The 15,487-nt window shown below is 59.7% G+C and carries 9 protein-coding genes; 8 read left to right on the forward strand and 1 reads right to left on the reverse strand.

Translation table 11 applies throughout. The annotated features are described in order from the left end of the window. Window positions 1–224 precede the first annotated feature (224 nt). From ACZZZ4_RS13380 to ACZZZ4_RS13395, 4 genes are all read left to right on the forward strand, one after another. Window positions 225–2,018 carry a DUF1302 domain-containing protein gene (locus tag ACZZZ4_RS13380; protein WP_129999908.1) on the forward strand — a complete coding sequence of 598 codons (1,794 nt, stop codon included), beginning with the start codon at window positions 225–227 and terminating at the stop codon, window positions 2,016–2,018. A gap of 23 nt (window positions 2,019–2,041) precedes the next feature. Continuing rightward, window positions 2,042–3,409: a DUF1329 domain-containing protein gene (locus ACZZZ4_RS13385; protein ID WP_039759308.1), complete on the forward strand. Its 1,368-nt coding sequence runs from the start codon at window positions 2,042–2,044 to the stop codon at window positions 3,407–3,409. Between the two features lie 138 nt (window positions 3,410–3,547). Beyond that, a complete protein-coding gene (locus ACZZZ4_RS13390) occupies window positions 3,548–6,103 on the forward strand; it encodes a helix-turn-helix transcriptional regulator (protein ID WP_463548001.1) in 2,556 nt (851 codons plus the stop codon). Between the two features lie 158 nt (window positions 6,104–6,261). Then, window positions 6,262–9,723, forward strand: coding sequence for a dermonecrotic toxin domain-containing protein (locus tag ACZZZ4_RS13395; RefSeq protein WP_463548002.1), 3,462 nt, complete (start codon window positions 6,262–6,264; stop codon window positions 9,721–9,723). Window positions 9,724–9,751: 28 nt separating this feature from the next. Here the strand turns inward: ACZZZ4_RS13395 and ACZZZ4_RS13400 are convergent, their stop codons facing one another. Next, on the reverse strand, window positions 9,752–10,531 hold the full coding sequence (locus ACZZZ4_RS13400) for an IclR family transcriptional regulator (RefSeq protein WP_039759302.1): 780 nt from the start codon (window positions 10,529–10,531) through the stop codon (window positions 9,752–9,754). A 163-nt stretch (window positions 10,532–10,694) separates the two neighbouring features. On the opposite strand from ACZZZ4_RS13400, the gene hmgA reads away from it, so the two are divergent. From hmgA to ACZZZ4_RS13420, 4 genes are all read left to right on the forward strand, one after another. Next, window positions 10,695–11,999, forward strand: coding sequence for a homogentisate 1,2-dioxygenase (gene hmgA, locus ACZZZ4_RS13405; RefSeq protein ID WP_463548003.1), 1,305 nt, complete (start codon window positions 10,695–10,697; stop codon window positions 11,997–11,999). Between the two features lie 3 nt (window positions 12,000–12,002). After that, entirely contained in the window at window positions 12,003–13,307 is a 1,305-nt protein-coding gene (gene fahA, locus ACZZZ4_RS13410) for a fumarylacetoacetase (RefSeq protein WP_415763612.1), read from the forward strand. 12 nt (window positions 13,308–13,319) lie between these two features. Next, window positions 13,320–13,958 carry a maleylacetoacetate isomerase gene (maiA, locus tag ACZZZ4_RS13415; protein WP_463548004.1) on the forward strand — a complete coding sequence of 213 codons (639 nt, stop codon included), beginning with the start codon at window positions 13,320–13,322 and terminating at the stop codon, window positions 13,956–13,958. A gap of 129 nt (window positions 13,959–14,087) precedes the next feature. Next, window positions 14,088–15,458: an MFS transporter gene (locus ACZZZ4_RS13420; RefSeq protein ID WP_463548005.1), complete on the forward strand. Its 1,371-nt coding sequence runs from the start codon at window positions 14,088–14,090 to the stop codon at window positions 15,456–15,458. Window positions 15,459–15,487: the final 29 nt, after the last annotated feature.

The following is a 15,487-nucleotide window of genomic DNA, read 5'->3' on the forward strand; positions in this document are numbered from 1 at the left end:
AAATACCGATTCCAGACATGCACTGTTACGGGGCGCGCAACAGTAGCGTGGGCATGCATGGCACTGATGATGTGCCATCCAGCCAGTCCATGAACGACTCCAGGCCCCGCCGTACATGGCCATTCATCCTTTCGAGCGACAACGCAAATACCTCCTTGGTGCGCTTATCGACCGCTTCACCCGGCAGTAGGGTGGGGCCTTCTGTCACTCACCGGGGAAGACGCATGACAAAAACAACAATGCGCGCCATCTTCACACCGCAGGCGCTGGCCGCTGCGGTGGCTCTGGGTTGCTGCGCCCAGGCGCACGCGGTCGCCTTCAACATCGGCGAAATCGAAGGCACCTTCGACTCGTCACTTTCGGTCGGCGCGAGCTGGGGCCTGCGCGATGCCGACAATTCGCTGGTCGGCACGGTCAATGGCGGCAGCGGACAATCGTCCACCGGTGATGACGGGCGCCTGAATTTCAAGAAGGGCGAAACCTTCTCGAAGATCTTCAAGGGCATCCACGACCTCGAATTGAAGTACGGCGACACCGGCGTGTTCGTGCGGGGCAAATACTGGTACGACTTCGAACTCAAGGACGAAGACCGCGAGTTCAAACAGATCAGCGACAGCGGCCGCAAGGAGGGCGCCAAGTCTTCCGGCGCGCAGATCCTCGATGCCTTCGTCTATCACAACTACGCCATCGCCGATCTGCCGGGCACCGTGCGGGCCGGCAAGCAGGTGGTGAGCTGGGGCGAAAGTACCTTCATCGGCAACTCGATCAACAGCATCAACCCGGTCGACGTCTCGGCATTCCGCCGTCCCGGTGCCGAGATCAAGGAAGGCCTGATTCCGGTGAACATGCTGTTTGGTTCGCAGAGCCTGACCGACAAACTTTCGGTTGAAGGTTTCTACCAACTGGAGTGGGACCAGACCGTTCTCGACAACTGCGGCACCTTCTTTGGCGTCGACGTGGCAGCGGACGGCTGCAACAACGGTTACACGGTCGGCAGTCCGGCGGTGGCGCCGCTGGTGCCGCTGACCACCGCGTTTGGCCAAGGCATTCAGGTCACCCGCGAAGGCGTTGTCATTCCCCGTGGCGGTGATCGTGATGCGCGCGATTCCGGGCAGTGGGGCACGGCGCTGCGCTGGCTCGGCGAAGACACCGAATACGGCCTCTACTTCATGAACTACCACAGCCGTACGCCGACGGTCGGCACCACCACGGCGGGGCTGTCGACGCTGGCGGCGTTGCCAGGTCTGGTCGGCATTGCCAACGGCCTTGCGCCTGGCAGCGGCGCGGGGCTGGCGCAAAGTGTGATGCTCGGGCGCGGTCAGTATTACCTCGAATACCCGGAAGACATTCGCCTGTACGGCGCGAGTTTCTCCACCACTCTGCCCACCGGCACCGCGTGGACCGGCGAGATCAGCTATCGGCCGAACGCACCGGTGCAGGTCAACACCAACGATCTGACCCTGGCATTGGTCAACCCGATTGCCGGCGGTACCGCATCGCCACTTGCGACTTCGCCGGGTGCCGACAACAAAGGCTACCGGCGCAAGGAAGTCACCCAGATCCAGAGCACCCTCACGCACTTCTTCGATCAGGTGCTGGGCGCCGAACGCTTGACCGTGGTCGGCGAAGCGGCGGTGGTACATGTCGGTGGTCTGGAGTCACGCAGTGAGCTGCGTTATGGCCGAGATTCGGTCTACGGCCAGTACGGGTTCGGCGGCGACACCGACGGCTTCGTCACCTCGACTTCGTGGGGCTATCGCGCCCGGGCGATTCTCGATTACGCCAACGTCATCGGCGGGATCAACCTCAAGCCCAACCTGTCGTGGTCGCACGACGTTGCTGGTTACGGCCCCAACGGTCTGTTCAACGAAGGTGCGAAAGCCATCAGCTTCGGCGTCGATGCCGACTACCGCAACACCTACACCGCAAGCCTGAGTTACACCGACTTTTTCGGTGGCGACTACAACGTCCTCGAAGACCGTGACTTCGTGGCCCTGAGCTTCGGCGTGAACTTCTGATCTGCCCGAGAAGGATGACTGCAATGCGCAAAACGATTCTGCAATGTGGCGTGCTGGCCTTGAGTCTGCTGGCGGCCAACGTGATGGCGGCGGTGTCGCCGGATGAAGCGAACAAACTCGGCACCAGCCTGACCCCGCTCGGTGCCGAGAAGGCCGGCAATGCTGACGGTTCGATTCCGGCCTGGACCGGCGGTATCCCGAAAAACGCCGGCGCGGTAGACAGCAAAGGCTTCCTCGCCGACCCGTTTGCCAACGAAAAACCGCTGTTCACCATCACTGCCGCCAACGTCGAGCAGTACAAGAGCAAGCTGTCCGATGGCCAGGTGGCGATGTTCAAACGCTACCCGGAAACCTACAAAATCCCGGTCTACCCGACCCACCGCACTGTGGGCGCGCCGGCGGAAATCTACGAGTCGGCCAAGCGCAGCGCGCTCAACGTCAACGCGATCAATGACGGTAACGGCCTGGCCAATTTCACCGGCAATCGCTACTACGCGTTCCCGATTCCGAAGAATGGCGTCGAGGTGCTGTGGAACCACATCACCCGTTATCATGGCGGCAACCTGCGGCGGATCATCACCCAGGTCACGCCGCAGACCAACGGCAGCTACACGCCGATCCGCTTCGAAGAAGAGATCGCCGTGCCGCAACTGATGAAGGACATCGACCCGGAAAAAGCCGCCAACGTGCTGACCTTCTTCAAGCAATCGGTGACTGCCCCGGCGCGGTTGGCCGGTAACGTACTGCTGGTGCACGAAACTCTCGATCAGGTGAAGGAACCGCGTCTGGCGTGGATCTACAACGCCGGTCAGCGTCGGGTGCGGCGCGCGCCGCAAGTGGCCTATGACGGCCCGGGTACCGCGGCTGACGGCCTGCGCACTTCCGACAACTTCGACATGTTCTCCGGCGCGCCGGATCGCTACGACTGGAAACTGGTCGGCAAGAAGGAAATGTACATTCCCTACAACAGCTACAAACTCGACTCGCCGAAGCTCAAGTACGACGACATCGTCAAGGCCGGGCACATCAATCAGGACCTGACCCGTTACGAACTGCACCGCGTCTGGGAAGTGATCGGCACGGTGAAACCGAACGAGCGGCACATCTACGCCAAGCGCCACATGTACATCGACGAGGACAGCTGGCAAGTGGCACTGGCCGATCACTACGACGGTCGCGGGCAACTGTGGCGCGTCGCCGAAGGCCACGCTCAGTATTACTACGATCACCAGGCTCAGGCCTACACGCTGGAAGCGCTCTACGACATCATTGCCGGCCGTTACATTGCTCTGGGCATGAAGAACGAAGAGAAGCACAGCTTCGAATTCGGCTTCGAAGCAAAGGCTGCCGATTACACGCCATCGGCCCTGCGCGCCGAAGGCGTACGCTGACGATTGGGCGCCACCGCTGGACAAAAGGCGACCACACGGTCGCCTTTTTTATGGTCATTAATCAGCGTGCTGAATACTCGTCAACAAGGGCGCGGGAGAGGGCTAGGGTGAGCGCACAACGATAAGAAGGCTCACCCGATGACCGCCATGACCGCGTGCCTGGATCGACCCGGATTTCTGCCCAGGCTTTCTTCACATCATCAGCCTCGCAATCGCCTGAGCGAACCGTTGCTGGCATCAAGCGCGCGGGTCAGGCTGTTATGTGCCCCCGCAGGCAGCGGCAAAACCGCACTGCTGACCGAATGCCTTCTGCAGGTGCGCTCAGATTGCGAGGCCATTTGGCTGCCGCTGGCAGGAGCAGCGTTCAGCCCCGAGGAATTCTGCCTGCGTCTGACGCGGGCGCTCGGACTGGTCGAAGGTCTCGACATACCGCAACTGATGACGGAGCTGGCGCATTGGTCAAGGCCGACTTCGCTGTTTATCGATGACTACTGTCGTCAGTCAAATCCGCCTCTGGATGCTCTGCTGGATCGCTTGCTGGCGGTCAGCAGCCCGGCGCTCACATGGTGGCTCAGCACTCGCCGCCGGCCGCAGTGCAACTGGCCGCGGCTGTTGCTCGATGACGAACTCTACGAGTCCGAACCCGCCAGTCTGGCGCTGACTCACGATGAGGTTGTATCGGTGTTGCGCCATTTGCCGCCAGATCAGGCGGACCGTGTCGCCGCTCGTATCCTTGAGCGTACCGGCGGCTGGTGCGCAGGCGCGCGCATGGCGATTTTGCAAAAGTGCGACTGGTCGCAAAACCCGCAGCCGCAGCAGCGGGTCGACACGTTGCTCGACTATCTGCAGCACGAACTCTTCAACCACCTGACGCCGGAGCAGGACGAGGCGTGGCGTGTTCTGGCTCACCTGCCACGGTTCAACGCGCCGTTATGCGAGCACTTGTTCGGCCCCGGCGAAGGCGCGCAATTGCTGCACGATCTGCAGGTGCTGGGCTGTTTCATCGAGCCATGGCAGGACTCCGCTGACTGGCTACAGGTCTTCCGCCCGCTGTCGCGAATCATGCAAGCGTCGCTTTGGCCGTGCGCGCGTTCCTGGCACCGGCGCGCCTGTCAGTGGTTTACCGCGACGCAGGATTGGCGAGCAGCGTTCGAGCAAGCGTTATTGGCCGAGGAATACGAAACCGCCGTAAGCCTGTTGCAGCATCTGAGCTTTGAGGACTTGTTCGAAGACCAGACCGTCGTCTTGCTGTTGCGCTTGCATGAGCAACAGAGTCAGGAGCTGACCTTGATGACTGCGCAGTTGATTGGGCTGGTCACCGGGGCTTTGTTGTTCGCCGGCCGATTCGAACAGGCCGGGGAATGCCTGGCCCATCTTGCGCGCTTCATGCCGCAGCCGACAGCGCATCTGCAACAGCAGTTGCTGGCGCGTTGGCAAGCGCAACAGGGCTGGCTCAGTCATCTGCAAGGGCAGATGGAGCCGGCGCGCGCCTGCTTTCAGGAGGCGCTGGCGGCGCTGGCGGATGATGCCTGGCAGGCCCGTTTGATGTGTCTGTCGGGGCTGACCCAGCAGGCGTTACTGTGCGGTGAGCTGGATCAGGCCCATGCCCTGAACCGCGAGGCGCTGTGCCTGGCGCGTGCTCACGGCTCATTGCTGTTCGAAGGGTTGCTTGAGCTTGACCACGCGCAATGGCTCGAGCAGCGCGGGGCGCCCCTGCGTGCAGAGAATCTGCTGGTGGACATCGAGCACCTACTGCGCCAGCGCATCATGGTGCCCACGCCGCTGCTCGGCCGGATTGCCCTGCGCCGCGGACGGCTGGCGCTGTGCATGGGCCTTGAGGCGCAGGCCGCCGAGCTGTTCAGCCGCGGCCTTGAGGATTGCTCGCGCAGTGCTGACAAACGGGTTTTGTATGGCTACCTGGGGCAGGCGCAACTGGCCGGTAATCGCGGCGATTATGCCTGCGCTTTCGAACGCCTGCGCGAAGCGGAGAGGGTCATGCAACAGCGGCAGATTCCCGATACGGTTTATCGCGGCGTCGTGCTGCAGGTCAGTAGCCAGTTCTGGTTGCAGCAGGGCCGGCCGCAACTGGTGCAGGAGGCGCTGGGCCGGCTGTTACGGCATTACTGTGGACCTTCTGCGCTGCAGGCGCCTCCCGCGACGTTTGAGCTGATTATCCGCATTGAATACCTGCTCGCCTGCGCGCATGCACAATTGAATCGATCCGAAAATTGTCTGCCAACGATTGAGCGATTATTACGTCACGCCCATGCCAAAGGCATGCTGACGGCGGAAACGGAGTTACTGCTGGCCTGCGCCGAGTTGGCCGAATCGAGCGGTGACACGGCAGCGGCACAGCAAGCTTTCCAGCGCGCCGGGATGCTGGTGGAGCGCTGCCGGTTACAGCAGGCCCTGCGGGAATGGGAATTGCGCCGAGGCAGTGCCGGCAAAATGTCCGGGGCGCAAGTTCCGCCTTTGCATTCCGAGCCGGGTGACCCTGCGCCGGGGCTGAGTCGGCGTGAACGCGAAGTGCTGATGCTTATTGCTCAAGGCGCTTCGAATCAGCAAGTTGCCGAGAAGCTCTTTATTTCATTACATACCGTCAAGACTCACGCAAGGCGTATCAATGGCAAGTTGGGTGTGGAGCGTAGAACCCAGGCTGTGGCGAAAGCCAAGGTAATGGGGCTAATTGTTTAGTGGGCTGTACAGATTAATAAAAGTTAGTTTGTTTCCTTTCGTTGTGCATGTTTTGTAAATTGTTGGGCCTTTTGGTCGGTGGAAAAAGAATTTACCTTGCCGGCTATCTGCAGTGGCTGCAATCGCAGCTCTGGATAGTTATAAAACAAGGACAAGTTGTGAGTAAATTGTTTAAAAGTCTGATGCGCCATTCGCTCGGAGAGCAAGTTACATGGGCTGAAGAGTGGGAAAAGGCAAGTCAGGCAAAATCCAGACTTTTTGCAATCATCGATGCAATGCCGACCGTGGCAGATACAGTGCGGAATTTGCTTGAGAGTGAGTTGGCACGGCTGCGCAAGAATATTGATATCGATAAGGTGTACATCAATACAGACCCTGCTTTTCCGGCTGATGAAAATCGACCGTCGGGCACGCTTTGGGAAGTGACTCTTTATTGCCTGGATAACAATGTCAGCCCGCTCTACATTGACGGCAGCGATGGAGTTTTCCTTCTCCCGGATACGTTTGGCGAGCAGTTCAAAGTCAAAACCCTCGATACGCTGATTGTCGAAGATCTGATTGCGGCAGTGTCTGCCGGACTGCCAACAGCGCTGCGCAGCGACATCGGAACGTTCTGGGCGGCTTCGGTGCAATCCGCTCGTCCCGACGCTGAGCCGTCGTCCAACAAGCAGGCATTCATCGAGGCCTACGCGTCGGTCACGAGTGCAGAGCTTTCGCTATCGGTCATGGCCAATAATTTTGACGCCAGTCTGGGTGAGAGATTCGCTTATCTTCTCGACGGCATGGGCCGCGGGACATTTGAAGTCAACCTCCGGCCTGTGCCGGATTATCTCCAGTCGTTGCAACCCTGCTTCGTTCTTGACAATGCCGAGCGTCCGGAAGCGGAAATGCCGCTGGTCAATGAGTCAACCAGCTATCTCCTGCATACGCCGGAAAACGGCTTTGAGCTATTTGAGAAAAACAGCGAATTGCACGAACATCTGCAAGGCCGACTCTCTGTGCCCGGCGACCAGATCCGATATCTGAAAGCCGGTCAGAGCGCTCATCGGTTCTGCGCAGAGGCACATCTCAAGGGCCAGCTTGACAGCGTGTCGGCATTGGTCGATGGCCGTGAGCAACTGGATACTACGCTGACCTCTGCGCTGCAGGAAAACCAGCAAATGCATGTCCTGCGCTATGGCATCAATACCCGCTTCTTCCTGCTTTGGCGCGCGTTGAAACGTACCGAATGGCCAAACTGGCTTGTGGCCGCCAGCAGTGACGTCCAAGAGCGATATACCGAACTCGAGGACTCCAGGGATCAATACCAGGCTGATTATTCAACTGCGTTCGATGCATGCTTTTCGTTCAAAGACTATGTTTTGCGTACCTTCGCTGGATGGGCCGGGCGGGTCCTCGGCGAACAGCTGGATCCAGAGGCGATCAGCGTCCATAGCTCTTACACTCTGCGCATTGCCGGTCGCACTATTGAGCAGGAAGATACCCGGACTCTGACAGAGTTTATTGTGTTCGGCCTGCATGACAATGATCACAAAGCCACCCTCACTATTACCGGCGCGCCCAATGGAAGCCGGTTCACGGCCGAAGCACTTGAGCAGTGGCTGGCGCACCGCAACGTTCGGTTGGAATATGCACAGGACCTCGCTTCAACACCTTCTGTCGACTATCAGGAGGCCTATCGTAACTATCTGTTCAGCCAGATGGAGTTTGCGGTTTTTGTTGCCCGGCACTCTGGGCGGCTGGATTCCACCGATGCGGAAATTATCGAGCGGGTCATGGCCAGTGATTCCTCGGTGACTATCCAGGGATTGAAAATCAGATTACATGGACCTGCGTTGAAAGATGTCCTGATGATCTCGGTCGGAGGATACCCACCGTCGCTGATGTTCATCAAAACCCCTGCAGGTGATTTCGAACTGCACAAGTTTTCCAATATTTACGCGGCGAACCGCTGGTTGGAGACGGCGCTGACCTCAAATCGTGAATACGCGGCGTTGTTGATCCACCCAGACTACCTGAACGGTGCGGGTGTTTTGCGCGTCAATGCTCTCTCACAGCTGGAATATAGCTATACGCTGGATGGTCAACCGGTCGAGCTGCATCTAGACTCTGAAGCCCCGTTGGCAGACTACGTGAATGTCGCCTACCGCGCTGAAGTGGCGCTGCATAAAGCCATTGCACCGGCAGCTTATCGGGCGATTGGTTTCGAAGGCCGCAAGCGCTACGCCGGTTTGACCACCGAGCTCAAGGCGCTGTCCACAGTGGATGCGCGGGACAACGGATTCCCGACGTTCGAGCAATTCACCTATGACGCCGTTAAAGCACAAATAGAAGAAATCCTGCGTTCTCGCGGGACTGACGTTGCGGTCAATCCCGACCATATTTTTGTGCAGACCGAAGATTATCGTAAGAGTGTGACCGACGTCTTGCTCGAGGGGCTCGCCTTTGAAGCGGTGCATCCGGCTTACGAAACAAAATTCAGCCCAAAATACTATCTGGTGAATGGGCATCCCAATATTGAAAAACTGGATATCCGCGACCTTTCTTCGCTGTCGAAAACATTCCGCCCCGGTGACCGATATGCCGCAATGCTGAAGGAACAGTATCTGGACAAGGCTCACCCGGATTACGCATTCAAACGTGCGGTGCACGCTCGAAAAATTCGTTGTGAAATGAACTGCAACGCGTTTTCCGACTTTTTTAACGGCAGATTGTCGTCTGAGACTTTTGCAGCGGTGCAGCGCGTCATGGATAGTCTGAAGGAAAGTGGTGGATATCAGTCGATCGTTAATGACAACTTTGAGGGTGATGAGGGACTTTACAAGTTAAACGTTGGTAAGCTGGGTTTGGCAGCAACGTGGGACCGCACGGTGGGTGGCGTTTATATATTCCGTCTGAAACTGCTATCCGGTTTCCATGATTTGCTCTACACGCCCGACGCGCCAGATCTTGTCAGCTTCCGGCCGATCGCAGAGTTCATTCCTTCGATTCGTTTCCGATACGGTCCGTTCAGAGAGTATTACAGTGGGCGGATAATGCTGGTTGACAAGCAGGTGGTTGAAAGTTATTTCGATGACCTGGTTGCCACCCTTGATACCAGACCGGTCCTCCGCACGCAAAATCGCGCAAAGCTTCCTGATCTGTTTACTTTCCATGACGAGCGTGTACGCCGAGTACTCAGTGACATAGACGAACGCACCACCAGTCTCAATGAAGTAATCGCCAGCCTGATTTATGACAACCTGTTGAAGGCCGCAAACATTGTCAGCCTCGTGGTGCCACCGATAGGTACGGTGGTCGTCGCCGTTCAAATGATGAAGAGCATCTACGATGCATCACAGTCGCACCGACGCGGGGATTATTCCGCTGCGCTGGGACATGTACGCGATGTATTGACCGGATTGCTGACATTAGGCAAGGCTGCGGCGGCGGGCGCACCCGCGAAACAACTTACCCGGGTGCAGCGCTCGTTTCTCGACATGTTTGAAGACGCTCGGACGGTCGCCGAACTCGTTACGTATTACACCGGCCATGAAGACCCCCAGGATGAGCTGATCGGCTTCTTCAAGTCACTGATGGAAGATGCTGGCACCGCATTGAGCAAGACCACAGTGCGTTGAGCCGTTTCGAGCGCTCATTAGTCCGGACCTATCCTTCATAACCCATTCGCCAACTCACGGCCCGCGTCGCAGCCAACAACCGCTGCGCCGCCGGGCCGTTTTCGTCGGCGTGGAACAGCGAGGTCGGGCCGACGATGGTCAGTACCGCGGCGATCTGCCCGACCGCGTTGAACACTGGCGCAGAAAGCGCATCCACACCCGGCATCAACAAACCATGCACGTGATGCAGACCGCGTTCGCGGATCTGTCCACACAGCGCTGCATAGGCTGTTTCATCCTTGAGCGGATGCTCGGCGACTGCGATTTCCTGCTCGCGCAATTCATCGGTTTCCCGGTGCGGCAGGTAAGCGCTGAACACCAGCCCGGTGGACGAGCTGAGCAGCGGCAGCACCGAACCCAACTGCGTCACTACCGTCACCGCGCGCACCGCCGGTTCGATATGCACCACGGTTGCGCCCTGATTGCCCCAGACTGCGAGGAAGCAGGTTTCGTTGAGCTCATCGCGCAACTCGGACAGCGGCAGGGCAGCGACCTTCAGCACGTCCATGCTGTTGAGTGCGGCCAGGCCCACGCGCAGCGCTTCGCGGCCGAGGCCGTAATGGTTGGTGGCAGCGTTCTGTTCGGCAAATCCGGAGGCAATCAACGCCTGCAAATAGCGATGCACCTTGCTCGCCGGCATCTGTACGTGCTCGGCCAGACGCGACAGTGAAGTCGATGGTGACAACTCGGCCAGGGCCTTGAGGATGTCAGTGCCGACCTCGGCGGAGCGGACTTTCTGTTTGCCGTTGCTGTCGCTGGTTTTTTCCATGGGGCTGGCGGTTCCGGTTCGAATGGGCGTCTTTATAGCTTGACGCTGGATAGCGAGCAAATTACGTTATGCGTAATCGCATTACGATAATAACAACCCCGGCGTGCCGAGACCTCTGAGCCAGAGCGATGGGCCATTGCCGACTCCCTGTTCAGGAGGCTCCATGAACCTCGATTCAACCGCTCAGGCTTTGGCGTATCAGTCCGGGTTCGGCAACGAATTCAGCTCTGAAGCGTTGCCCGGCGCGCTGCCCGTTGGCCAGAATTCTCCGCAAAAAGCCCCGTACGGCCTCTACACCGAATTGTTCTCCGGCACCGCGTTCACCATGCCGCGCAGCGAAGCGCGACGCACCTGGATGTACCGGATTCAGCCATCGGCCAATCACCCGGCGTTCGTCAAATTGGAGCGTCAACTGGCGGGCGGGCCATTGGGTGAAGTAACCCCTAATCGCCTGCGCTGGAATCCACTGGAGCTGCCGACCGAACCGACGGATTTCATCGATGGCCTGGTCAGTATGGCCGCCAACGCCGGGGCTGAGAAACCGTCCGGCATCAGCATCTACAACTACACAGCCAACCGTTCGATGGAGCGTATGTTCTTCAACGCCGACGGTGAAATGCTGCTGGTGCCGCAACTCGGCCGACTGCGCATCGCCACCGAACTGGGCGTGCTTGAAGTGGCACCGCTGGAAATCGTCGTGCTGCCGCGCGGTCTGAAATTCCGCGTTGAACTGCTCGATCCGCAGGCGCGCGGTTACCTCGCCGAGAACCATGGCGCGCCGCTGCGCTTGCCGGATCTGGGGCCGATCGGCAGCAATGGTCTGGCCAATCCCCGGGATTTCCTTACCCCGGTCGCTGCGTACGAAAACCTCCAGCAACCGACCACCCTGGTGCAGAAATTCCTTGGCCAGTTGTGGGCCACCGAACTCAATCACTCACCGCTGAATGTCGTCGCCTGGCACGGCAACAACGTGCCGTACAAATACGACCTGCGCCGTTTCAACACCATCGGCACGGTGAGTTTCGATCACCCCGATCCGTCGATCTTCACCGTGCTGACCTCGCCGACCAGCGTGCACGGTCTGGCCAACCTCGATTTCGTGATCTTCCCGCCGCGCTGGATGGTCGCCGAAAACACCTTCCGGCCGCCTTGGTTCCACCGCAACCTGATGAACGAATTCATGGGCCTGATCCAGGGCGAATACGACGCCAAAGCCGAAGGCTTCGTGCCCGGTGGCGCTTCGCTGCACAGCTGCATGAGCGCCCACGGTCCGGACGGCGAGACCTGCACCAAAGCGATCAATGCCGAACTGAAACCCACGAAAATCGACAACACCATGGCCTTCATGTTCGAGACCAGCCAGGTGCTGCGCCCAAGCCGTTTCGCCCTCGACTGCCCACAATTGCAATCCAGTTACGACGGCTGCTGGGCGACACTGCCCGCTACGTTCGACCCGACCCGGAGATAACTCATGACACACAATTCCATTACCCGCAGCTGGGTCGCTTCGGCCAACGGTCACAGTGATTTCCCCTTGCAGAACCTGCCGCTGGGCGTGTTCAGCCTGAACAGTTCGACGCCTCGCGCAGGCGTGGCTATCGGCGAGCACATCTTCGATTTGCAAGTCGCGCTTGAGGCCGGTCTGTTCGACGGCGTTGCACGCAGTGCCGTGGAAGCCATGCACGGCGGGCAATTAAACGCGTTCTTCGCACTCGGCCGTGAAGCGCGGGTGGCCCTGCGCGCACGGCTGATCGAACTGTTCAGTGAAGGCAGCACCCTTCGCGGCAGCATCGAAGCGCAAGGTGCGACAGTGCTGCCACTGGCTGCCGATTGCCAAATGCACTTGCCGGCGCGTATCAGCGATTACACCGACTTCTACGTCGGCATTGAGCACGCGCAGAACGTCGGCAAATTGTTCCGCCCGGATAACCCGCTGCTGCCGAACTACAAGCACGTGCCGATCGGTTACCACGGCCGCGCATCCACGGTGCGAGCCTCCGGCACCGACGTGCGCCGGCCGAAAGGCCAGACGCTGCCGGCCGGCCAGACCGAACCGGTATTCGGCCCCTGCGCGCGTCTGGATTACGAACTGGAGCTGGGTATCTGGATCGGCCCGGGCAACGAGATGGGCGAGCCGATTGCCATCGCTGACGCTGCCGAGCACATCGCCGGGTTCTGCCTGCTCAACGACTGGTCGGCACGGGATATCCAGGCTTGGGAATACCAGCCGCTCGGGCCGTTTCTGTCGAAAAGTTTCATCACCAGCGTCTCGCCGTGGGTGGTGACGGGCGAAGCGCTCGAGCCATTCCGCACGGCGCAACCTGCGCGCCCCGAAGGTGATCCGCAGCCGCTGCCGTATCTGCTCGACAAGCGTGATCAGGACGGCGGCGCCTTCGATATCGAGTTGGAAGTGCTGCTGCGCACCGAAGCCATGCGCGAGCAGAATCTGCCCGCCCATCGCCTGACCCTGAGCAACACCCGCTACATGTACTGGACCGTGGCGCAAATGGTCGCGCACCACAGCGTCAACGGCTGCCAGTTGCAGGCCGGTGACCTGTTCGGTTCGGGCACTTTGTCCGGCCCGGAAAACGGCCAGTTTGGGAGCTTGCTGGAGATCACTGAGGGCGGTAAGAAACCGATCGAACTGGCTTCCGGCGAAGTGCGCAAGTTCCTCGAGGACGGTGACGAAATCATCCTGCGCGCCCGCTGTGCCCGCGAAGGGTTTGCTTCGATCGGCTTCGGCGAATGTCGCGGCACCGTGATCGCTGCACGCTGACGGGAGCGGCTCATGGATCTCTTTACCTATTACCGTTCCACCTCGTCGTACCGGGTGCGCATTGCGCTGGCATTGAAAGGGCTCGATTACCAGGCGGTGCCGGTCAACCTGATCGCACCGTCGGGTGGTGAACATCGGCAAGCGGCGTATCTGGCGCTCAATCCACAGGGTCGGGTGCCGGCCTTGCGCACCGATGATGGCGCGCTGCTGATTCAGTCGCCGGCGATCATCGAGTATCTGGAGGAACGTTATCCACAGGTGCCGTTGCTGCCGGATGATCTTGTCGCGCGTGCGCAGGTGCGAGCTGTCGCGGCGGTGATCGGCTGCGATGTGCATCCGCTGCACAACGTCAGCGTGCTCAATCGCCTGCGCCAGTCGGGGCAGGATGAGGCGCAGGTGGTGGAGTGGATCAGCCACTGGATCAGCCAAGGTCTGGCGACGGTGGAGCAGTTGATCGGCGACAGCGGTTTCTGTTTTGGCGAATGGCCGTGTGTGGCGGATGTGTATCTGATTGCGCAGTTGTATGCGGCAGAGCGGTTCAACGTCAGCCTGGAGGCATATCCGAAGATCTGCCGTGTGGCTGCGTTGGCGGCTGAACATCCGGCGTTTATCAAGGCGCATCCTGCCAACCAGCCAGACACCCCTAAATGATCGTTCCCACGCTCTGCGTGGGAATGCATCTCGTGACGCTCTGCGTCACATTGGACGCAGAGCGTCCGGGGCGGCGTTCCCACGCGGAGCGTGGGAACGATCAATAAAAACAAAAACAGGTACCTTGCGATGCATAACCAGATTGCCAGCTTCCGCGCGGCGCTCGACGCCCGGCCTGTGTCCCGCTATCAGTGGGTGCTTCTGATCCTGCTGGCGTTGTTGCTGGTCACCGATGGCTATGACGCCCAGGTGCTCGGTTATGTGGTGCCCGCGCTGGCTCAGGACTGGGGTCTGGAAAAGTCTGCGTTCGGCCCGGTGTTCAGCGCCAACCTGCTCGGCCTCACCCTCGGGTCTCTCGCGGTCACGCCACTGGCTGACCGTTTCGGTGTGCGGCGAATTCTGCTCGCCTGCGTGCTGATCTACGCCACGCTGACGGTGCTGATGGTGTTCGCCGATTCGCTCAACACGCTGATGATCGCGCGATTCATCTGCGGCATCGGCATGGGCGGCGCAATGCCCAGCGCGATGGCCTTGATGTCGGAATATTCGCCACCGCGTCTGCGCACCTTGATGGTGACGCTGGCGGCCTGTGGGTTCTCGTTCGGTGGGGCGGCGGGCGGTTTTGTCGCGGCCGGTTTTATCGATCAGTTCGGTTGGCAGGCAGTGTTCCTCGCGGGCGGAGTGACGCCATTGCTGCTGTTTCCTTTTCTGTGGTGGATGCTCCCGGAATCGCTGCCACGTTTGCTGCGTGATGCACCGCCGTATGCTCGGCTGCGCAAGGTCACCGCGCGGATGCTGCCGGACTGGCAGCCACCAGTGGCAAGCGTCGAGCAGAACGCGCGCGAACTGGGCAGCAAACTGACCGTGGTCGAGTTGTTTCGCAACGGCTATGCGCGGCCGACCCTGCTGATCTGGGCGACGTTTTTTGTCAGCCTGATTCTGTTGTATTTCATGATCAGCTGGCTGCCCACACTGCTGCTGGAAAGCGGTTTGAAACTCAACGAAGCCAACCTGGTGACGTCGATGTTCCTGTTCGCCGGGACCCTGGGCGCGATTTGCATGGCCTGGTTCGCCGACCGGTTGCAACGCAAGGTGCGGCTGTTGTCCGGCGTACTGGCAGGGGCGGCGCTGTGCACGATTCTGCTCGGGCTCAACCACGACGATCCGCGTTTTCTGGTGGCCTGTGTGTTTGCCGCCGGGTTCTGCATCATTGGCGGGCAACTGACGCTAAATGCCTTTGCCAGCAATTTCTACCCGGCTCATGTGCGCGCCACCGGTACCGGTTGGGCATTGGGCGTAGGCCGATTCGGTTCGATCCTCGGGCCGCTGTTCGGCAGTCTGCTGCTGGCGATGCACATTCCGGTGGAGCAGATTTTCTTCTTCTGCGCGATCCCGGCGGTGATTGCCGCGCTGCTGATCATTCAGGTGCGCTCGCCGACTGATGCCTCCCGAGCCACCGTGGGAGCGAGCCTGCTCGCGAAGAACGATAACGTGGTTTGACCGGAGACCGAGGTGCCTGCTTCGCGAGC

It is taken from the genome of Pseudomonas sp. AC252 (assembly GCF_979258105.1).